Below are 19,910 nucleotides of genomic sequence, written 5' to 3' on the forward strand. Positions count from 1 at the left end.
CCGCCGGCTCCACGGTGAAATAGGCCACATTCCACCGGTCGAATACGAGAACAACCACTACCTCACGACCACGAAACCCCAGGTCACAAACAATAACTGAAGTCTCTACCGAACCCGGTACGGTTCACGAGTCCCACTGTTTGCTACACAGACCCGCTCGGATGGTCGTTGATCCAGGACAGGCCGCCGAGATCCAGTCGGGTGCGGGTACGGGTGACAGCTACGTAGGCGAGGCGGGCTTCGCTGTCGTCGATGGGCGGGGACTCGGCGTGGCCGGCCTCGTGTGGGGCGTCTCTCTCGAGGGGTGGGGCGAAGTCGTCGGCGATTTTGACGCGGGCCCATTCGCGGCCTTTGGCTTTGTGGGCGGTGGAGACGGTGACGTGGGCGTGGGTTTCGGGGGTGAGGTGGGCGAGGGCGGCGAGGATGGCCGCGGTGCCGTGGGTGTCGACGAGGTCGACGAGGGGTTGCAGGTCGCGTCCGGCGGGGTCGTGGGCAGCGTAGTCCTGGAGGGCACCCCAGGTGGGGAACAAGATGAGTTCTGGGTGGCTGGTGCGGCGGCCTTCTTTGAGGTCGCGGGCGGCTTGGGCGAGGGTGCGCAGGCTGTCTCCTCCCCCGGTCAGCGCGGTGCGGGCTCCGGCGGCCAGGAGTTTCATGACCTGTGTCATGGCGCCGACGTTGGTGCGGCACAGGACGGCGTCGGGCTGGTCGACGGTGCCGAGTTCGGTGGGCACGGTGGGGGCGCCGGTGAGGCGAATGGGGGCGTCGGCGAGGTGGAGCCAGCGGTTGGCTTCTTCGGCGAGGTGGGGTCCGAAGCGGAAGGATTGTGACAGGGCGAGGTGGGTGCCGTCGAAGCCGGTCATGACGTCTTTGGCGCCGCGCCATTGGTAGATGGCCTGGGCGGAGTCGCCGACCATGACCAGTTGGGCGTGGTCGCGTTGGTTGAGGAAGACGTGTTCGACGACGGGGTTGGTGTCCTGCGCTTCGTCGAGCAGGAGGAAGTCGGCGTCGATAGTGGGCTGGGTGAGGGCCCAGATCTTCAGGTAGTGGTCGTGGTCGAAGCGGACGCAGCCGTCGTCGGGGTTTTGCAGGTCGCGCCAGGCTTTGCGAGCGAAGGGCACGATGTGGTCGGCGAGCTGGGTGTGCAGATCGTGGTCTTCCAGTCCGCGCAGGCGTGGTACGTGGCGGCGGGTGATGTGGGGGTCGGCGGTGTGGCAGAACTGGGTGACGGTCCGCAGGACGGCGTTCGAGAGGGCTTTGGGGGACAGTTCGCGTTCGCCGATACGGACGTTGCGGGTGACGCCCAGGGCCTGTCCGGTCTGCCAGGCCGGGCGGCGGGGCGCGCCGAGGCGGCGGGTGTAGCGGTGGCCGACGGCGGCGTAGGCGAGGGAGTGGGCGGTTTTGCAGAGCACGTTTGCCGGGAAGCGGGTGCGCGCGTCCTGAGCGATGGCGCGGTTGTAGGCGAGGTAGCGGCCGCGGCGCTGGGTGGTGTGGGCGAGCAGGGCCAGGGTGGTGGTCTTGCCGGTACCGGCGCCGGCCTGCAGGGCGAGGTGGTCGCCGGCGTGGAAGGCGTCGGCTGCGGCCGTCTGTTCGTCGGTCGGGTTCATGGCGCGGGTTCCTTCACGGGGCGGGCGAGGGCATGTCCGACGGCGGACAGCAGGTGGGCGGGGGCGGCATGGGCGAGCAGCCGGCGTACGGCCTCCTCCAGGCGCTCGGCTTCTCGGTCGGCGTGCTCGGCCAGGGCGCGGTGGAGAGCCTCTTGTAGGAAGTGTTCGGGGCTGTGGTGCGTGTGGCGGGCATCCCGTTCCAGGGCGGCGTGGAGAGCGGGCGGGAGGGTGAGGTTGAGCAGGACGCGCCCGAGCGTGTCCGGGTAGTGGGTGGTGATCACGTCGATGGGCAGCTGGGCGGTGAGTCGCCGGCGCAGGCGGTGGGCGGCCTGTTGTGGGGTTGCGCCGCCCGCGAGGGCCATGAGGCGGGTGGCGTCGTGGTTGGCTGCGAGCGGCCACGTGCGGGCGGTGTTGCGGAGTTCCGTCGCCGTCAGGGGCCGGGTCAGCAGGATTTCCAGGGCGTGGTGCGGCATGGTCACCGGCCTTCGCGGCGGCGAGCCGGGGGCTGGGGCAGGTGGGTGTGGATGTGTGCGGCGTGCAGGAGGGGGTCGAAGGGCTGCCATCCGGCCAGGGCGAGATCGGCGGCGCCCGGGGTGGTGGCGTGTTGGGGGCAGCGCTGGGTGCGCCAGCGGAGCTGTTCGCTGTAGGGGAGATGGCTCAGGTCGTAGACGGCTGCCTGCGTGTCGGGCTGGGTGTGTTGGCCGTGGGCGGGCCTGGTGGGTAGCAGTCTCCAGGTGCCGGCCGGTGAGGTGGGGTCGAGGACGAGGCGGGTGCAGCGGCGGCGGTGGCGGGTCTGGGCCACGCAGCGCAGGTTCTCGACTGGGCCTTCGGCGAGGTAGTAGCCCAGCAGCATCTGAGCGATGGGGCGGGCAGGGCTGCCGGCACCGGCGCTCGGTTGGGTGCTGCGTGGCGGGGCGGCGGGGGTGAAGGCGCCGGTGTCGGTCATGCGGCGGGTGCGGACGGCGAGTTCGCGGCGGAGCGCCTCGAGGTGGGGACCGAGGGGGCAGGCGGGTGTGCGGGCCGGGCAGAGCACGGCGTGCGGGATACGGCACCAGGCACTGGCGTCGCCGTGCGGGTAGGCGATGCCGCTGCTGAGGTGCCAGCGGCATCGTTCAGGAACGTGCGGGGTGCTCAGTTCGGCGTGGTGCAGAGCGATGGATCGCTGATTCGTGCGCTGGTGGAGGTCGATGCGGTTGCCGCAGCGGCGGCAACGGCTGGTCTGGCCGGCGCGCAGCAGGCGGCTGGGGCTGGTGGCGGCCACCCGTAGCGGACGGCGGCGCCGGGTGGTGTGTGGGCTGCCGTCCCAGTGTCGGTCGGCGGAAGCGGTCGTAGGGCACATGGCCCGGACGGTGCCAGGCAGCGGACGGCAACCGGCAATGTGGCAGGGCGGGGTCCCTGTAACGGCCCAGCGTGATCGAACACGCGAGCGCACATGTGCCCAGTTGTTCGATACCGGCCCGTCCGTTCGGGTGATTTGCCGCCGCCTCACGCTGGGCGGGATCCGAGTATCAGGCGCCTCGCCGGCCGGGCGGGGTGTGGTTCTCGCACAGCGGGCCCAGCAGGTGCTCGATGGGGACGTCGAAGGCGTGGGCGAGGGCGTGCCAGGTGGTGAGACTTCCGGTGGTGCGGCCGTGTTCAAGGTCGATGAGGGTGCGCCGGGCCAGGCCACTGCGTTCGGCGAGTTCGTCGAAGGTCCATCCGCGCGTGCTCCTCGCTTGCGCGAGCGTGATGCGCAGCGCGGTGAGGTCGGGGTCGGGCGGAGGGGTGCTCACCCCACCATCCGACGGTGCAGATACCTGCCCTGTCAGTGCAGACTTCTGCACTATCGGTGGAGGTGAGGCGGCGGGCTACTGCTTCTGCGTAGGTGCAGAAGCCTGCACTACGGTGCGCCCGGCTCCCGCTCAGGGGAGGCTTTACGCCGCTTCGCCGGTATGACGGATTCGATGGGGAGGAAAACGAGCCGATGCTGCTTGCCGACACGTGTCCCACGCTGCAGCGGATGTGGACCGTGGAACTGCGCCACCATCCGGGTGGTCTGTCGCTGGCCTGCTCGCGCTGCGCGTCCGGTCGTCCCCTGCGGGCCACCTCCGCACGGTCGGCCGCCCTGACCCACTTGGCCAGCCACGCCCGCACCGACGTGCTCCCCGGGCATCTGCGCACCTGCCAGTGCCGGGCCCGCGGCTGTCACTGGCACACCCGCCACCGCGGCTGCTCCGGGCCCGTGCTCCTCGCCTTGACCTGCGAGCGCAGCGGCCGGTCGTGGCGGCTGGCGGACGCCTGCGCTGCCTGCGTGGCGGCGACGAGCCATACCGCAGTCGTACCGTCGACCCTGCCCTCCCCTACCCCCCGGACGGTGCTGGGTGCTCCGGCCGCCGGCTGCGCCTCGTCGCCGTACGGGCCGGCCGAGCAGCGCCGGGTGCGGGAGATGCTCACCTACCTCGCCGCGGCACTCCCCTGCTTCACCTCCCCCGCCGCCCGGCTGCTGGCCCTGCAATGCGCGCTGCGCGCCGACACCCGCGGACAGGTTCGCCTGCCCGGCGGATTCTTGCGGAGCATGCGCCTGCACGGCCGCATGGAGCTGTGGCACGAACTGGAACACGCCGGCTGGCTGCATCGCGTGAGCAGGAAGGCCGACCCCCTCACCGTGCGATTGCTCGACGCCACCGTCCTCGCCCAGGCTCCCGGCCGCGCCGCGCGCACACGGGCCGCCGAGTGGGCGCTGCGCCCCGCCCCGCTGGAAGCAGCCGGCGGCCTGCCGCCGGTCCTGCGGCTCACCGCGCTCGCCCTGGCTGCACATACCACCGCTGCCACGGGAGATGCCGAAATCGGCCCCCTCAGTCGCCTGTGCGGGCAACCACCTCAGCAATTGCCTGACCTACTCGACCATCTTGTCCGCTCGCATCTGCTGGCCCTGTGGCGCCGCAGTCCGGACCATGAGGGGATCATCTGGTTGGTGCAGGGGCTCACCTCGGCGTGCGGATAACGTGCGCCAGCGAGCCGTGAAACTGTCTCGTGAGCAGCACGCAGCGCAGGGCGCCCTTGGAATGCGCTGGTGAGGGCGCATTTGACAGCTGTTGCAGTGTCAGGTTTTGGGTGCACGCAGCGCTTTGGCTCGGATGGCGGCGGCCCTGATGATGATGTGCTGCCGGACCCGCTCATAGTCCTGTGTATGTGTCGGATCGATGGCGGCTTGGGTGTAGAGCTCGCTGGTCAGCTGTTCGTCGATGGTGGCGAGGGCGGCGAGGGCTTCTTCGAGGGTGCGCATGTGGTGGGGGGTAGTGACGGCAGTGTGTTGGGTGGCGGCCTGCAGGTGGGGTTCGGTGTCGGCACTGGCGGGCGCGATTGAAGCGCTCCCGATCGATTCTGTTTCGGATTCCGGGAGGCGGATCTGCCAGTGGCCGGCCAACCGCGGTTTGGGTTTCTGCGGCCCGCGATCCGGGTCGCTGGGCTGGGGGGCGAACGCATGGCGGGCGGCCTGCTCGATGATCGCTCTTCGGTCGTCACCTTGTTCCGGTAGTTGCTCAGGAAGGCTGTTGTGGACGGCTGTCAGGCCCCGTGCGGTAGTCTCGCCCCCCATTTCCGCCGCGATGTCGCGCACGGCCTCGTAGAGCGTCACGGCAGCGTCCAAGCCGTGACGCTGCTCGGTTTTCCTGGTGGCCTTTATTTGCGATGGCTTGGGGACGGTGCCGGTTCTGCGTGCTGTCTCTAGGGCGAGCGGTGCGTTCATGCGCAGCTGGCGGATGTAGACGGCGGAGCGTCCCACTGTTTCCTCCGCATACGCGGTGAGGCTGTCATGGGTGGTGCGCCACCAGCGGCCCCTGGCGGCACACTCCACTGCCTGTGCGATCACCCACAACGCGGTGTCCCCCGCCGCGACGGCGTCGGCGATGACCTCCTCGGTCCGCTGCAGCTGTCCTTGCTCGGTCTGTGTCAGGTCGGAGCGGTCGTTGGCGCCGACTTCTCGCACGTCCTCAAGGTCGGGCAGTCTCTCGGCCAGTTGGAGCACCATCAGCGCACCGGATTCGGCTGCGCGGGAAGGGCCGTTGTGCGCGCGGCTGGGCCGTTTCTCATCGCCAGTTGTCCCCGCCATGGCTTGAAGCCCTCCCTGGCCCGTCCTGGTCGCCTGCGGGCCGACTCCTCTGTTGAAGGGGACGGTCCCTCCTGGTGTGGCCGGTCCTGCGGGCTACGTACGTCCGGGATGTCGTGGCCCGGCGTGACGGCCCGTACCCCATCGTGGGCGAGGGGTGCGATCAGGCTACCGTCCCTGCCGGCGTGGGGATCGACTCTGGTGAGTGGTCAGGACCGAATGGTGTGGTCGGCCAGGTGCTCGAGGACGATGTGGTTGGCCTCCCATCCGTCAGGGCTTTTGGGAGGCGTGCCCAGGTCGACCGGTTCGTCACCGGGGTGGGTATCGAGGATGTCGGTGATGCCGGCGCGGGCGACAACGATGCAGGCGTGGCGGTGGCGGGAGGTCAGGACGCACAGGCGGCCGGCTTCGAGGTGGAAGGCGGAGGCGTCCATACGGCCGGAGAGGGGGTGCAGGACCAGGGTGACGGCGCACTCATGGCCCTGGAGTCGGTTAGCGGTGTCGATGGTGATGCCGTGCAGTCGGGGGTAGTGCTGGGCCTGGAGGGAGCGCAGGTGTTCGGCCTGGAGGCTGTGGGCGGTGCCGATGGCGATGTCGGCGGCGGTCAATGTCTTGCTTTCGGGGTCGCGTTCGCAGGTCGTGGTGGCGCCTCGGAGCAGGAGTCGTTCAGCGAGGCCGAGGACCGTGTGGAGGGCTTCAAGGTCGATGCGGTGGGTGTAGCGGGCGGGTAGCTCGAGCAGTGCCCAGCCGGTGTGGGCGGCGTGTTCGATGGCCTCGTCGAGGGGTGTGCGCTTGATGGCGCGGATGGTGAGGGCGAGGGTGCGCTGGGCCTGGGTGGTTCCGGCGCGGAAGGTGGTGGAGGGGTAGAAGGCTTTGCTGATCAGAGGTACGGCCGACGGGGGCAGGCGCCAGGACACGGGTAGGGAGTGGACGGGAAGGTCGGGGTTGTGGTCCAGGACGACGGCGGCCGCGCTGGTAACGGGGTGGTGGGGCAGGCCTCTCCAGTCCGAGGTGTCGGTTTGTGAGAACGGGTCGAGTTGCCCGGGGTCCCCGACGAACAGGATCTGGTCGAAATGTCCGGCGGTGCGCAGGAGTGTGCTGGATCGCATCTGATAGGCCTCGTCGACGATCGCCCATGGCCAGTGGCGGTCTGTGACCGTGGCCCATTTCATGGCGGTGCCCACGATGACGTGGGCTGTGGTGAGGTTTTGGACGCGGGTGCTGACCTGCACGCGGGGTCGCGTGAGCAGGCTGTCGGGCACCGCGTACTGCGAGGAGGCGAGTCGGGCGACTGACAGGTGGGGATCGAGACGGGTGAGGCGGCGGACGAGTTCGTCGGCTTGGGCGTTGGTCTGGGTGAAGACGGCGCAGGGGGCTCCGGGGTGGGCCAGAGCGCAGGCGGCCTCGGCGACCAAGGTGGTCTTGCCGGCGCCGGGTGGGGCGTCTACGACCATCCCGTGGTGGGTAAGGGTGGCAAGCTGGTCCAGGATTGTGCGGGTGGCGGGGTCTGCCGAGGGTTCCTGCTGATGATTCGGGCAGGTCATTGCTCCTCCTGGCTGCCGTCGCCGTCGCCTAGATGTTCGGGGGGCGGCCCTCCATGGGTCCAGGGTGTCTGGTCGCGTGAGGGGAAGGCTGGCATGCGGAAGTGCTCTGGGGCGGCGGTGAGCACGAGGAAGGCGCCGGCGCTGGGCAGGACCGTGTGGTTGGGGCGGTCGACGGTGCCCATGCCGGCGGTGATCTCCAGCTCCACGAGCGTGTCGACGGGCCCGGCGATGAGGCCGCGGACCTGGTAGCGGGCGGTGCGGTGCAGGTGGCTGGTGAGCAGTCGGCCGGGCTCCAGGTGGACGGGGTCTTGTGTGGACAAGGTGATCCTCGGACGCCACATATCCCGGCCGCCGGGTCCGCAGATGGTGTGCTGGTCGTCAACGGCGATGACGGTCCCGCCGACTGCGTCGCCGGTGGTGCGCAGTTCGACGCGCACGAACGGGTCTTCCAGGGCGCGGTCGGCGTTGAAGGCGGCTCTCGCGGCTTCCCTGCGTTCCAGACTGATGGCGGCGGACACGGCCTGGTCGCGGGCGGGTCGCGGGCGGCCGTCCTGGTCGAGGTGGGTGGTGTGGTCGGTGAATTCAGCTCGTTCGGCGGCCCAGCGGCGGCCTGCGCTCGCGGTTGGCGGGATGGCCTGCAGCAGTGCGTAGGCCTGCCACAGACGGTCCCAGGTGGGTTGCAGGTAGGCGGCCAGGAGCTTTTCGAGTTCCTGCAGGGCGGGAGTGGGGTCGCGGGCGTAGGCGTCGACCAGGGGCGTCAGTTTCTCGTTGTCGAACGCGGCGTCGGTGTCCGGTCCGGCGCCGCGGTAGGTATCTGGGGCTTCGGCGTGGCGAGCGGCGTCGCGTCCGTCGGTGCTGCCGAAAGGGGGGTAGATCCACGCTAGAAGAGTGGCCAGGTCGTCGTCCTGTGGGCTCTGCCCGGTGATCCAGTGCATGACCAGCAGGTCGGTCAGGGAAACGAGGGCGGCTGAACCGGGTATCTGGGCACGGTCGGTGAAGTGGGTAAGCCACTGGCCCAGGAGCCGGATGGAGTTCGCTGACGGGCTCTGGTCGTCGAGTCGGCGCAGCCGCAGGCCCGATGCCAGCGTCCTCAGGAATCGCACGGCCTGCTGGTTGGGGACTACAAGTTGGGGTGCGTCGAGGTAGCGTGCGCGTTCTGGCCGGGTGGCGGTGGCGGGCAGGTACTCCTTGGCGCGGTGATGGGAGGCAACGTGCCCGATCACGGCCTTGGCCAGGGCCGTGAGCATGGTGGCTGTGCTACCCGAGGGCGGTGCGATCAGCAGACGCGGCCGCAGCGGGCTGGTGCCGAGCATGACGGCCAAGGGGCGTGCCGCGGGGCCGGTGCGCTTCAAAGGCAGCATCATCAGGGGCTGATCGCTGAGGTGCAGATGGCGCACATGGCTGGTGCGGATGGCATGGCCGGATGCGTCGGCGCGCAGCCGCAGCAAGGAGGCGAGCAGGCTCATGCGCTGCCGGCCTGGAGGTCGTCGTAGAGGCGTTGCGCGTGGCGCAGGGCTCGAGTGATGTCCTCTTGGGCGTCAGAGGGGTGGATGTGGCCGTCGACCAGGGCGAGGGCGGTCGTGGTGGTGGTGATTCCAGCGATGTCCTCTCGGACAGCGGTGCCCAGCGCTTCGGTGCGGTTGCGGGAGCGGGCCTCGTCGCGGCAGTAGACAGCCAGGTCGCAATGGTGGCGGCAGCGGGGCGTGTAATGGGCGGGCAGGCGGGCCAGCGAGGCGGCGAGGTCGCGGCGTGGGCGGGTCGGCTTTCCCTCCGGGTCCGGGGCAAGATCGAGGCTGGTGCCGGTCGGAAGGTGGTCCAGTAGTTCGGGCAGGCGGCGCAGTCGGTCGAGGTGGAAACGCAGGGAGTTGACCTGTCGGCGTGCACTTTGGCGGGTGGCCGTGGGGCGCTGGGTAAAGTTGAGCGGGTTGATCAGGACGATGTCGTCGCTCACGCACTCGGGTGAGAGGCCTTCGTCGGCGAGGATGTCGCGCAGGGCCAGGATGTAGGCGGCGGCCTGGGTCAGAGCCGCGTTGACGCTGACGGGATCGGCCTGCCCGTGGATGACGGGGAAGGACTTGATCTCCACGACGTGGAAGGTGCCGTCGTGGTGGAAGGCGAGGACATCGGGTTCCAGGTAGACGGGGTGACCGGCTACGGGCAGTCGCAGGACCGGGTGGTTGAGGACCGTACGCGGGGGCGCAAGGCCGGTGGCTGCGCTGATGATGAGCGAGCGGGTGCGGATGTGACGCAGCGTGGGTGTGGACCTCTCCTGGTCGGTGGCGACCCTGTTCAGGTCTTCATAGGCGACGTCTGCCAGGTCGAGGCCCAGGGTCTCGCGCAGCAGCCGTACGAGTTCGGCGTGGTCGCGGCCCAGGACTCGGTCCTCGAAGGCAAGGCCGAACCTGAGGGCGAGTTGAGACTTCCGCACGGGGCCCGGCGTGCCCAGGTGGGTGGCGAGTGCGTCCTTGTCGATGCCGGCTGCGTCGATCACGGACCGGCGGTCGCAGGCGGGGTTGGCGGTCAGAGCGGCCAGGGTGCGTGCACTGTGCGGCAGCGGCCGGGCTGGTCCTCGCAACGTGCCAAGGCGCGTATCGAGCGAGTTCACGGGGCGTCCTCGCAGAAGGGTCGGGCACTGCTGTGCGGTCGAAAAGTGGATGACTGTCGCTACGCGGTGCGGCGGGCGCGGTTCGCGTCATGCAGGGTGTGGCCGAAGATCTGGTCGGCGTCGTCGAGTTTCGTGCGGGCACGCTCGGCCGCTTCCGCGCGGGTGTTCGCATCGTCTTGGACGTGGACCGCCAACTCGTCCTTCGCCGCGGCGCGCAGCGCTTCCAGGTTTACGTGGCCTGGGGTGACCGGGTAGCCGGGTATGTTGCCGCTGTAGTGCTCCAGGAGTCGCCGCAGGGGCCCTGACGCCATGTCGTCGTCCGTGCGCTGCTCGGCGGCGTCCGCAATGCGCAGTGCGGCGGTCAGGAAGTGGACCCGGTGGGTGATCGGACCCACCAGACGCTGCTCCAATGGCCAGTTGCTCAGGGCTAGAAGCGCACGGGCGGGGGCGAGCAGATCGCACGTGAGGGCTGGGCAGATGTAGTACGTGCGGTTGGTGGAGGAGGCGCGGTAGGAGCGCTCCTCGTCGCGGCGCAGGCTCGTCAGGCGGGCGGTGTTGAGCGGTTGCGCGAAGAACGCCTCGTGGACCTGACTGAGCACCTTCGGGGCCGTGGGCACGGTCAGCAAGGTGAGCGCCTGGCAGACCTGTTCGCGCAGTGGCAGCGCGCTCCGGGCGGGTCTGGCCGCAGCAGCGGGCCGGGATGCAGCGGCGGGGGCGGCGGTCGGTTGCGTCTGCGTCGCCTCAGTGTCCGGCAGGGCAAGCGAGGCCCAGTACGCCTGCGTGCGCTTCAAGTCCTCGCTGAGTGCGGCAACTTGGGTGTCATCGCCTTGCAGGCGCGCCTGCGTCATCGCTCGCAGCAGTTGCTGCATGCGTTTCTCGAGTTCCTCCAGGAGCCCCTGCATACCCTGGATCCTAGCAGTTCCATGCTTTTCCACGATTGAACATCGTTACTGGTGTACTGTTCTGAAGCTGTAGGCACCTCGCGTGCCTCATTTCCGCATCCAGCGCACTTATTTGACGATGTATCAGGTTTGCGCGCTTCCCCGCTTCCAGAAAGACTCATGACCGCATGAGCAGACTGCTCCACACCTCCGACTGGCACCTGGGCGCCTCTTTGTACCGTCACTCGCGCGAGGAGGACTTCGACGCCGTCCTCGCCGAGATCGCGGCCATCGCCCGGGAGAGCGAGCCGGATTTGATCGTCCACAGCGGCGACCTGTTCCACTCCTTCCGCCCGGGTGCCCGGGACCTGCTGCGTGCCATGCGCGCGCTGGATGAGCTCGCCGGCATCGCCCCTACCGTGGTGATCGCCGGCAACCACGACTCCCCCGCGTACTTCGAGTTCCTCAACCTCGTCAGCGGCCCGTCCTGGGGCCGGGGCCTGTACTTCATCGACCGTTTCCGCCCCGGACGCGAGGGAGGTGTCTTGACCTTCGACGCCTGCGGGGGCCAGCGCATGCGCCTGGCCGTTATGCCGTTCGTGCACCCGAACCAGTTCTGGCAGCGCAGCACCCCGTCGGCCACAGCGTCCGCCGACTATGCACAGGGGATGCGGGAACTGCAGGCGGATCTGATGCAGACGCTGCACGACGGGTACGACCCGGGCCGGGACGTCCTGCTGTTCGCAGCCCACGTGTACGTCGCCGGCGCGAAGCCCGCGAAGAGTGAACGCGGTGTGGACACCGACGATGCCTTCGCCACCGCCCCCGGCGATCTGCCGGTCGTCTCGTACGCGGCTCTGGGGCACATCCACGCCCCGCAGCCGGTGAACGGGGTGCCGTCCGCGGTCACAGCGCGGTACGCCGGAAGTCCGCTGCAGATGGACTTCGGGGAGCACAAAGACATCAAGAGCGTCGTGGTCGTCGACGCCGACCCCGGCCGACCGGTGCGGGCCCTGCCGCGCCCCCTCACCAGCGGTCGGCGGCTCGCCTACTTCGAGGGGACCCTGGACCTCCTGCGGGCCGACGCCCACACCTTCGAAGGAATGTTCCTCAAGGCAGCCATCACCGACGAGGAAGACGGTTCGCTGCTGACCCGCAAGGTCGCCGAAATCGTTCCGGGCGCGATCCTCGTCGATGCAGCCCCGGTGCGCGAGGCGACGGCTGAGAGCGTGCTCACCGGCGATCCGGCCGAGGAACCTGACCTGCCCGATGCCTTCCTCGCCTACCTGACTCAATCGGGTCTGAGCGAGACGACAGCACACTCCACCGCCGCCACGTTCGCCCGCCTGCTCGGCGAGATGGACGACGAGGAACCCTCGCCGGTGCCTGCGCAGGAACTGCTGCGCGCCGCGCTGGATAATCTCTGGGAGAAAGCGTCATGAGGCTCGGGCGACTGACCGTGTCGGGGGTACGCAGCTACCCCGGCACCTGCACCATCGACTTCACCGGCAAACGGCTGGTCGGAATCCTGGGCGACACCGGCGCGGGCAAGTCCACCCTCCTCGAGGCGATCATCTTCGCCCTGTACGGCAGGTCATCGTGGGCCGCGGACAGCGGCCGGGAGTTGATTGGCACTGGACTCGACGAGATGAGCGTAGCGTTCGAGTTCTCCGTCGACGGCCGGTCTTGGAGCGTGCGGCGGACCCTGTACCGCAAGTCCACGAAGCGGCCGAAGGCCATGCTGGAGCCGCTGGATGGTGACTCGTCGCGGGAACGGGTCGATGGTAAGGACCGGGTGACCGCAGCAATCTCCCACATCATCGGCCTGGACTGCGAGGGCTTCGTCAGCACGGTCGTGCTGCGTCAGGGAAAGTTCGACACCCTCCTCAAGGCCTCTCCCGCGTACCGCGCCGGGATCCTGCGGCACATTTTCGGCATCAACGAACTGGAACGTGTGCGCAAAAACACCCTCGCACGCATCGAGGCTCTCAGCGCGAGCGTCACCGAGGCCACGTGGGCCCGCGGGGAGTTGCTGAAGGATCCGGTCGCGGCCGCTACCCAGGCTGCCCTGGACGTGGAGCGCACCCGCGGCACCGCGTCCCGGCGACGCGAGCGCCTGGACCTCCTGCGCCGGGCGCAGGGCGACGCGGCCCAGCACAAGCAGCGCAAGAGCGAACTGGACAAGGCAGCACGGCTGCTGCGCGCCCGCGCCACCGCCGACGCAGGCACCTCGATGGCCGAACTCGCGCAGCGGCAGCAAGCCCTGGACGCCGAGACGAAGGAACTGGAGGTAGCCGGGAACGAACTGCAGCTGCGCGTTCAGTCCGCGCAGGAAAAGCTGGACACCGCCGCGCAGGCCGACCACACCGTCAGCTCGCTGGCCGGCGCCCGCACCGTCCTGGCCGGTCTGCCCGGGCGTGTTGCCGCGCTGGATACCGCAGCGCGGCAGTTGGAGCAGGAGCGACTGCTGCATGGCGTGGAAGAAGAGCATGCCGCGCAGGCCCGCCGGGACCTGCAGGAGCACGAGCACAGTCAGGAGGCGCTCGCCGAAGCCGCCATACGCGCCGAGCGCGCCATGTCTGGGGCGCGTGCCGACACCGACCGGGTCCAAGAATCCGTCCGGGCTGCGCTGCAGGAGGCCTGTGCCGCGGCTGTGCACCTACACACCCGAGGCGCGGTGCTGGAATCGTTGGACGTGCAACGCACGCACAGCGCCGACCTGCAGGAGCAGCTTGTAGCCCGGCGTGAAGCGCAGGAGGCGGCCCAAGATGCGCTGGCGGCGCTGCAACGGCACGACGCGGCCCACGCGGCCGGCCACACCCTGGCCCCGGGGGACGCCTGCCCGGTGTGTACCAGGCCGGTGCCCAGCGGCTTCAGCGCCCCAACGCCGCTCGACGGCAAGGCCCTGAAACGCGCCAAGAGCGAGGCCAGCAAAAGGGCCAAGGCTTACAACAACGCCCTGACCGCTGCAGCGCTCGCTGCCGCCGAGGTGAGCGCGGCCGAAGCAAAGGCCAACGAGCACGGCCGCGAGCACCAGGATGCCAGCGAACGCATGCAGCAGGCGCTGCGGCAAGCGAAGGACTTGGCAGCCTCGATCGCAGGGACACGCACACCCGCCATGACCGGGGTACTGGACGCGCTCGTCCAGCAGACCGCCGACCAGGCACGGACCCTGAGCGAGGGCGAGCCGGTGACCCGACCCCAACTGGCACAGGCGGTCACCGCTCTCGTGCAACCGCTGCGCGAGGCAGAGGCAGACACACTGGCGGAGCACGCGAACGCTCAGGCACAGCTGGCTGCGGCGCAGGTGGAGATCGAGGCCGCCCGGGCCGAACTCAAACGCCAGCGCGCCCTCCTGCAGCGCGAACGCAAGCGGCTCGAGCGGGCCCAGCAGAAATACGAAAACGACGTGCTGACGGTGGGGAAGGAGATCGGCGCGCTGCCGGCCTCCCTGCGACCCAGCACCCACTCTCCGGATCAGCTGCCGGACGCGTCGGCCATCGCCCGTGCACAGGACGCGGCCGACGAACTCCTCCCTCTCCTCCAGCAGGCCGAACGCGAACGGGACGAGGCAAGGAAGGCGCTGGCCGTCCACGCCGAGGACCGGCAGGCCCTGCAGGAACGCCGCCGGGTAACCGTCGAGGCGCCCACCCGCGCGCTGTTGGCACGGTTGCAGCGCTGGGCAGACGCGGTAACGGACGCCCAGACCGTCCTCGACGGCCAGGTGCGCGCCGACATGCCCCCCGGGGTGGACGGGAGCGACCTACCCGGCGTCGAGGCCTACGCGGCTGCCCTTGACGTGCTCGGCACGCGGCTGGCCGACGAACTGAAGCGGGCATCACGACAGGCTGCTGCACAGGTACGCGCGTTCGAGAAGGAGATCACCGCGCAAGCCGGAGCCGGGCCTGACGACACCGACCCAGCGCCGGGTTTCCGGCTGCCTGCCAACGGTGACTTGCTGGCCCCCGCGGCCCTGGACCCGCTCAGCCGCAAGACCAGCAAAGCCGAGGTCGCCCACGACAGGGCCAAGGCCGACCTGAGCACCGCGCAATCCCAGATCCCCTACGCCCAAAAACTGCAGGCAGCCATCGAGGAGGCGAAGCGGCAGATCGCACAATGGCAAAGCGTGTGCGACCAGCTCACCGACTCCCGCTTCCTCAGCTACCTGACCGAGCGGCGCACCCGCGCGCTGCTCGTCCACGGCGGCCGGATCTTGCACGAACTCACTGCAGGATCTTACGCGTTCACCGAGGACTTCCGGATCCTGGAGCGCGCCACGAACCTCACCCGCAGCCCGGAGACGCTATCGGGCGGTGAGACCTTCCAGGCCTCTCTCGCTCTGGCTCTCGCCCTGGTCGAGCTCCACAGCCGCAGCCACAGCACGCTGGAGAGCCTGTTCCTCGATGAAGGCTTCGCCTCGCTCGATCCCGACCGCCTGGAAGACGCGCTCCAGGCCCTGCGCAGCAGTGTGCTGGCCGGCGACAAGACGATCGCCGTCATCAGCCACCTCTACTCGGTGGGAGAGGCCGTCAACGACGTCCTGTGGGTCGAGAAGACCGCCCGGGAATCCAGCGCGAAGTGGCTCACCTCACAGGAGCGCGAAAAGCTCATCAGCGACGGCATCCAGCAGTTGCAAGAGCTGACCTGACAGATGGCGGACCGGCCGCCGACACTGCCACCCCGGCCCTGGGACGGTCGGCCCGCCACTGTATCCACCCATCACCTCACCCGGACCACGGCCGCAGCCCTGGGCGCCCCGCGGAGCAACCTGCCCAGTCAGCGCCAGCCCCACCGAAGACTGCCCGAATCGCAGACGAGCGGCCGCGGCCGGGGTCCCGAGGCATACCCCACGCCGACACCGGCTTTGTGCGAAGCCCGCCCCGAACAGGGCAGGCGGAGAGGTCGATCCGAGCGGCCCTGCACACCGACACGTCCTCGAAGGAGGCGGCCGTATGAGCGGTTCCCCTGGCCCCGATCCCACCCCACCACCCCTCATCCAGCCGGGGGCAACTGCCCGCTGGGCCAAGACCGCGGCAGTCACGCGTTTGAGCGCACTGGACCAGAGCGGCAACCTGAACACTGCGCACGTAACTCTGGCTGCCGCGACGCTGGGATGCTCACCGCGCACGGTGTGGCGGTGGATCGCCCGGGCCCGCGCCACCGGAGAGACGACCACCACGCGCGCGAAGTTCACGATCACCCCAGAGATCCGGCAACTGCTGGCCCTGTGGGGAGGCAACGCCTCTGCGGTGCACCGCGAACTGGTACAGCACTGCAAACAGGACCCCCAGCTGCCCAAAGCGCCGTCGCTGGCAACACTGCACCGCGCGCTGCGCCGGGACCTGACCGCCGGCTACCGGGCCGGCCTCGCACGGGGCGAGGCCGCCCGGCGCGCCTTCGACGTGTACGGGCAGCGCCCCAAGGAGTACCGCAACGCCGCCTGGGAGGGCGATCACACATCCGTACCCGTACAAGTGCTGGTGGAAGGCGAATACGCGCAGCCCTCGCTGACCTGGTTCATCGACTGCTGCACCAAGGTCATCATGGGGGTGGCTGTGACACCGCACACGCCCAGCAGCGACGCGGTGCTCGCGGCCCTGCGCACCGCGTTGGACCGCACCATGCCGTTCGGCCCGGCCGGTGGCCTTCCCAATCTGGTCCGCGTGGACCGCGGCAAGGATTTCCTGTCGCCGGCGGTGTCCTCCTCGCTCGGAGCCTTCGCGGTATCGGTGGTCGATCTGCCGCCGTACTCGCCCTACCTGAAAGGCACGATCGAGGCGTTGAACGATGCGGTCGACCAGATGCTGTTCGTCTCCATGCCGCGCTACGTCTACCGGCAAAAACTCATCGGCGGCCGCGTCACCGACCCGGACGCGCCCGGGCTGACCTTCGAGGCATTCGTGGGGCTGGTGCTGAACTGGGTGCACTGGTGGAACACCGAGCACAAGCCCAAGGAACTGGGCGGCAAAACCCCGATGGAGGCGTGGCGGGCGGACCCCACCCCTGTGTATGACGTCCCCGCTTCACTGCTGGCACATTTCGGGCTGCAGGACGACGGCCGCACCCGCAAGATCGGCACACTGGGCGTGCAGTGGCGCAACCGCTACTACAGCGGGCCGTGGATGGTCGGTCTGGTCGGGACACCGGTCGTTACGCGGTACCTGCCCCACCACGACGCCAGCATCGAAGTCTTCGACCTCGACGGAAGACATATGGGGACCGCGGTCCTGTCCCGGGCGGCCAGCAAGGAGCAGAGCCGGGCGGTGCGCAACGCCCGAACCGCCCAGGCGCGCCGGCTGCGCGCGGACTTGAAGGCCGCGGAGAAGCTGCGCCGTACGCGCTACCAGGCAGCCACTACCGCCGCCCCGCCGCAGTCATTGGGCGCTTTGACCCAGGAGCAAGCCGAGGCCGAGTTGCTTGAGACGGCCTCGGAAGGCAGGAAGGTCAACCCCGACTACGTTCCGCACCAGGCCGTCCCCGAGGGCTGGGCGCGCCCGCTAACGACCAAGAGCCCCGCTTCGCGACCCGACGCTTTGGAGAAGAACGCGTGATGGACGACATGGACTACGGCAAGCTCCCCCCGGAGAGCGCAGACCACTTCCACCACCTGGACGCCAACCTGGTGGCCACCAACGCGCTCATGGCGACGCTGGACAACATCAAAGCGACCATCGACGCCAAGGCCATGATGTGCGCCTACGGGTCGGCGGGCTACGGCAAGACGATGTCTGTGAACTCGGCGCTGCGCAAACTCGCCCCTGACAACACCTTTCGTCTGGAGCTGCGCTCAAGTCCCACGCCGCGCGATATCCGCCACGGCCTGTTCCGGGCCCTGGGACTGCCCGGAGAGCCGCCGACGCACCCGGTGGAATTCGACACCCTCCTCAAGGAAACTCTGTCGCAGAGGTTCCGGGTGCTCGTGTGCGACGAGGCCCAGTGGATGGGCAGCAGCTCGTTCGAGTACTGGCGCCATCTGTGGGACGACCGCCATACCGACATGGCGGTGATCTTCGCTGGCGGCGACAACTGCTTCAAGGTCCTCAAGAAGGAACCCATGCTCGCTTCGCGGATCTTCATCTGGCAGAAGTTCTCGCGCATTCCCGAGGACGAACTCCTCGCCACCTTGCCGGTGTTCCACTCGCTGTGGACCGGCGTACCTCCGCAGATGTTGACGGACATCGATCGTGACGCCGCACACGGCAACTTCCGCAACTGGGTCACCATCACCAAGCACATGCTCAACGGCATGCAGAAGCTGAACCTGACCGAGGTCAACGAGGACCTCGTCCGCTGGGTCTACAGCAAGCTCGGCGGGATGTAGGACACGGCCCGAGTTCCCGTTTCCGCGGCGCGGAACGCAGACCACACGGGGGGTGAAGCGCAGCGGTGTCCCGGCGGCTCCGCTGCAGATGGCTGGATCGAGGGTCGGTGATGGCGGTGCTGGGCGAAGTGGTAGTCGTCGTGGACGAGTGCGACCACATGAAGGTCATGCGGGCCGCGCTTGCGTCGCACCAGCCCGCGCAGGGCCGCATCGTCGTACAGCCGACGCCTGCCAGCAGCCGCCCTGCCGCACTGGCGCACGACGTGCTGTACGCCCTGGGCAAGCGGCTGGCGCCGGCGCCGGGCGCCGCCGACGTGTGGCTGGACTCGGTGACCCCGGCGTGGCTGGCCGCAGCCGCATGGAGCACCGCGACAGGGGTGCGGCATGTCGTGGTCACCCGGGCCCACCTGCTGACAGCCCGAAGGATCGACCAGCTGCTCGCTTGGCGCGAGACGACAGGCGTCCAGTTGACCCTGCTGTGGCAGGCATCTCCGCGCAGGCTGCCCCCGGCGCTGATCGGCGCAAGGCGCTGCGTCAGCACCCCCGGGGTCCTCGAAGCAATACTTCACACAGCCGGACCGCTCCCCGCGCAGCCTTCCTTCCCTCCGACAGCGGCGGCGCCCGCCACAGACCCAGCGGTCGCTCAGCCACAGTCAATCCTCCAAGCACAGCTTGCCTGGCCCGCCACGGCAGCTGCCATACCAGCCCGCACATGCACCGGCGCTTCCGCGTCAGCGCAGCGTCAACCCCCGGCTCACGCCCACACGGTCGCGCCCACGGACGTCGCAGCGCTGGCCCGCATCGCTCATCCGCTCATCACCGGAGCGCTGAGCGTGCTGGCATTCACCGGTACCCAGCCAGGTGCTCTGCGGTGGCTGCGGGACCTCGACATCACGCCAGACATCGACACCCTCAAGACCCACGCCCCCAACCACCTGGGCTGCCGCCTGCATGCCCTCCCCACCTGGGCGCGGCCGCTCCTGGCCGCAGCCCGCACCCACCACCGCCTATCCGGCCACCAGCCCGAAGAAGCCCTATTCACCGCGGTGCTGACCTCCGGAGCACGCCATCTGCGCGCGCACGCCGCACGCCTGCCTACCCTCAACCTGGCCATGCCCCCGCGCGTCCTCGTCGCCTGAGCAAGACGGTCAGAGGGCGGCCTGGGAAGGTCCGCTGGATGGTGCCGTCGAAGGCGATGAGGGTGATGTTTGTCCTGCGGTGCGTAGTTGTTGGGCGCGTTGGGGTTGACCATATCGGTCAAAGATGTGGGCCAGGCTGGTAATGAGGTGCTGACGGGAATCGTCAGGCAGGGTAAGGACGAAGTCCTGAAGGATGCGGGCCACTTGAACCCAGGTGGTTCCGGGAGCGTAGGACGCTGCGGCGGTGATCAAGCGCTCGACGTGCTGCACGGTCGCTTCATCGACGGCCTCCGGGTGGTCGAGGAACCAGTAGGCGAAGGCCAAGGACGGATCGGTAAGCAGGGCGTCGCGGAGGTCTGTGGCGCGCTGTAGGCGACGGTGGTCCTGACGGGCGTCGTGTTCAGCCTGGTGCCGCTCGCGCAGGAGCTGGTCGACATGGGCGGCCTGCTGAGCGTCCGCGGTCAGCCGGATGCGGGCCCAGAGCAGGCGGACAGGGAGATTCGGCAGGTCCACGGGCCGACCGAGATGGCTGTTGGTCTGTGCTTCGGCGAGGTCGGCCTGGCTGAGCTGCGTAGCGCCGGCGATTTTCTGCGCCACGCTCAGCGCATAGTCCGTCGCTGCGGCCTGGGGGTGCTGGTGCGGACGTGCGGCGGGCAGACGCTGCCAGGCGCCGGTGAGGTGCGCCTGGAAGTAGTAGCCGGGAGCGGGGCTGGACAAGGTGCAGCACAG

Annotated in this window: 16 protein-coding genes; 6 read left to right on the forward strand and 10 right to left on the reverse strand. The window is 69.2% G+C overall.

Features of this window, described 5'->3' with window-relative positions:
- Nucleotides 1-143 precede the first annotated feature (143 nt).
- From JFN87_RS15860 to JFN87_RS15875, 4 genes are all read right to left on the reverse strand, one after another.
- The gene (locus tag JFN87_RS15860; protein ID WP_209340712.1) at nucleotides 144-1,604 is read right to left on the reverse strand and encodes a UvrD-helicase domain-containing protein; all 1,461 of its coding nucleotides are present in this window, start codon (nucleotides 1,602-1,604) and stop codon (nucleotides 144-146) included.
- Nucleotides 1,601-2,077, reverse strand: a complete 477-nt coding sequence (locus tag JFN87_RS15865) for a hypothetical protein (protein WP_209340713.1) — start codon at nucleotides 2,075-2,077, stop codon at nucleotides 1,601-1,603. Before JFN87_RS15865 ends, JFN87_RS15860 begins: the two co-directional genes overlap by 4 nt.
- Nucleotides 2,078-2,079: 2 nt before the next feature.
- Nucleotides 2,080-2,943, reverse strand: a complete 864-nt coding sequence (locus tag JFN87_RS15870) for a DUF6083 domain-containing protein (RefSeq protein WP_209340714.1) — start codon at nucleotides 2,941-2,943, stop codon at nucleotides 2,080-2,082.
- 169 nt (nucleotides 2,944-3,112) lie between these two features.
- Nucleotides 3,113-3,376, reverse strand: a complete 264-nt coding sequence (locus JFN87_RS15875; protein WP_209340715.1) for a helix-turn-helix transcriptional regulator — start codon at nucleotides 3,374-3,376, stop codon at nucleotides 3,113-3,115.
- A 191-nt stretch (nucleotides 3,377-3,567) separates the two neighbouring features.
- Here JFN87_RS15875 and JFN87_RS15880 point away from each other — a divergent pair, with 191 nt between their 5' ends.
- Nucleotides 3,568-4,587, forward strand: coding sequence for a hypothetical protein (locus JFN87_RS15880; protein ID WP_209340716.1), 1,020 nt, complete (start codon nucleotides 3,568-3,570; stop codon nucleotides 4,585-4,587).
- Between the two features lie 99 nt (nucleotides 4,588-4,686).
- Here JFN87_RS15880 and JFN87_RS15885 read toward each other — a convergent pair whose 3' ends face one another.
- The 5 genes from JFN87_RS15885 to JFN87_RS15905 all read right to left on the reverse strand — a co-directional run bounded on the left by JFN87_RS15885 (nucleotide 4,687) and on the right by JFN87_RS15905 (nucleotide 10,742).
- A complete protein-coding gene (locus tag JFN87_RS15885; protein WP_209340717.1) occupies nucleotides 4,687-5,694 on the reverse strand; it encodes a hypothetical protein in 1,008 nt (335 codons plus the stop codon).
- Nucleotides 5,695-5,900: 206 nt separating this feature from the next.
- Nucleotides 5,901-7,235 carry an AAA family ATPase gene (locus JFN87_RS15890; RefSeq protein ID WP_209340718.1) on the reverse strand — a complete coding sequence of 445 codons (1,335 nt, stop codon included), beginning with the start codon at nucleotides 7,233-7,235 and terminating at the stop codon, nucleotides 5,901-5,903.
- A complete protein-coding gene (locus tag JFN87_RS15895; protein WP_209340719.1) occupies nucleotides 7,232-8,701 on the reverse strand; it encodes a hypothetical protein in 1,470 nt (489 codons plus the stop codon). The genes JFN87_RS15890 and JFN87_RS15895 overlap by 4 nt, the downstream gene beginning before the upstream one ends.
- Nucleotides 8,698-9,840 (reverse strand): hypothetical protein, encoded by a 1,143-nt coding sequence (locus JFN87_RS15900; RefSeq protein WP_209340720.1) that lies wholly within the window; start codon nucleotides 9,838-9,840, stop codon nucleotides 8,698-8,700. Before JFN87_RS15900 ends, JFN87_RS15895 begins: the two co-directional genes overlap by 4 nt.
- A 59-nt stretch (nucleotides 9,841-9,899) precedes the next feature.
- A complete protein-coding gene (locus tag JFN87_RS15905) occupies nucleotides 9,900-10,742 on the reverse strand; it encodes a hypothetical protein (RefSeq protein ID WP_209340721.1) in 843 nt (280 codons plus the stop codon).
- Nucleotides 10,743-10,909: 167 nt separating this feature from the next.
- Here JFN87_RS15905 and JFN87_RS15910 point away from each other — a divergent pair, with 167 nt between their 5' ends.
- The 5 genes from JFN87_RS15910 to JFN87_RS15930 all read left to right on the forward strand — a co-directional run bounded on the left by JFN87_RS15910 (nucleotide 10,910) and on the right by JFN87_RS15930 (nucleotide 19,181).
- Nucleotides 10,910-12,163: a metallophosphoesterase family protein gene (locus JFN87_RS15910; RefSeq protein ID WP_209340722.1), complete on the forward strand. Its 1,254-nt coding sequence runs from the start codon at nucleotides 10,910-10,912 to the stop codon at nucleotides 12,161-12,163.
- Nucleotides 12,160-15,369 carry an AAA family ATPase gene (locus JFN87_RS15915; RefSeq protein ID WP_209340723.1) on the forward strand — a complete coding sequence of 1,070 codons (3,210 nt, stop codon included), beginning with the start codon at nucleotides 12,160-12,162 and terminating at the stop codon, nucleotides 15,367-15,369. The genes JFN87_RS15910 and JFN87_RS15915 overlap by 4 nt, the downstream gene beginning before the upstream one ends.
- Nucleotides 15,370-15,673: 304 nt before the next feature.
- Nucleotides 15,674-17,272: a TnsB C-terminal domain-containing protein gene (locus tag JFN87_RS15920; protein ID WP_209340724.1), complete on the forward strand. Its 1,599-nt coding sequence runs from the start codon at nucleotides 15,674-15,676 to the stop codon at nucleotides 17,270-17,272.
- Complete coding sequence (locus JFN87_RS15925; RefSeq protein ID WP_245179881.1) at nucleotides 17,272-18,042, forward strand: AAA family ATPase; 771 nt, start codon at nucleotides 17,272-17,274, stop codon at nucleotides 18,040-18,042. Before JFN87_RS15920 ends, JFN87_RS15925 begins: the two co-directional genes overlap by 1 nt.
- A gap of 110 nt (nucleotides 18,043-18,152) precedes the next feature.
- Nucleotides 18,153-19,181 carry a hypothetical protein gene (locus JFN87_RS15930; RefSeq protein WP_209340726.1) on the forward strand — a complete coding sequence of 343 codons (1,029 nt, stop codon included), beginning with the start codon at nucleotides 18,153-18,155 and terminating at the stop codon, nucleotides 19,179-19,181.
- 9 nt (nucleotides 19,182-19,190) lie between these two features.
- On the opposite strand, the gene JFN87_RS15935 is transcribed toward JFN87_RS15930, so the two are convergent.
- Complete coding sequence (locus JFN87_RS15935; protein WP_209340727.1) at nucleotides 19,191-19,898, reverse strand: hypothetical protein; 708 nt, start codon at nucleotides 19,896-19,898, stop codon at nucleotides 19,191-19,193.
- Nucleotides 19,899-19,910 lie beyond the last annotated feature (12 nt).

This window comes from Streptomyces montanisoli, from assembly GCF_017813245.1.
Taxonomy (GTDB): domain Bacteria; phylum Actinomycetota; class Actinomycetes; order Streptomycetales; family Streptomycetaceae; genus Streptomyces; species Streptomyces montanisoli.

Coding starts and splice junctions, on each gene's coding strand:
- JFN87_RS15890 (WP_209340718.1), bottom strand. CDS start 7,235: ATGACCTGCCCGAATCATCAGCAGGAACCCTCGGCAGACCCCGCCACC.
- JFN87_RS15905 (WP_209340721.1), bottom strand. CDS start 10,742: ATGCAGGGGCTCCTGGAGGAACTCGAGAAACGCATGCAGCAACTGCTG.
- JFN87_RS15915 (WP_209340723.1), top strand. CDS start 12,160: ATGAGGCTCGGGCGACTGACCGTGTCGGGGGTACGCAGCTACCCCGGC.
- JFN87_RS15895 (WP_209340719.1), bottom strand. CDS start 8,701: ATGAGCCTGCTCGCCTCCTTGCTGCGGCTGCGCGCCGACGCATCCGGC.
- JFN87_RS15910 (WP_209340722.1), top strand. CDS start 10,910: ATGAGCAGACTGCTCCACACCTCCGACTGGCACCTGGGCGCCTCTTTG.
- JFN87_RS15885 (WP_209340717.1), bottom strand. CDS start 5,694: ATGGCGGGGACAACTGGCGATGAGAAACGGCCCAGCCGCGCGCACAAC.
- JFN87_RS15880 (WP_209340716.1), top strand. CDS start 3,568: ATGCTGCTTGCCGACACGTGTCCCACGCTGCAGCGGATGTGGACCGTG.
- JFN87_RS15925 (WP_245179881.1), top strand. CDS start 17,272: ATGGACGACATGGACTACGGCAAGCTCCCCCCGGAGAGCGCAGACCAC.
- JFN87_RS15865 (WP_209340713.1), bottom strand. CDS start 2,077: ATGCCGCACCACGCCCTGGAAATCCTGCTGACCCGGCCCCTGACGGCG.
- JFN87_RS15870 (WP_209340714.1), bottom strand. CDS start 2,943: ATGTGCCCTACGACCGCTTCCGCCGACCGACACTGGGACGGCAGCCCA.
- JFN87_RS15860 (WP_209340712.1), bottom strand. CDS start 1,604: ATGAACCCGACCGACGAACAGACGGCCGCAGCCGACGCCTTCCACGCC.
- JFN87_RS15920 (WP_209340724.1), top strand. CDS start 15,674: ATGAGCGGTTCCCCTGGCCCCGATCCCACCCCACCACCCCTCATCCAG.
- JFN87_RS15930 (WP_209340726.1), top strand. CDS start 18,153: ATGGCGGTGCTGGGCGAAGTGGTAGTCGTCGTGGACGAGTGCGACCAC.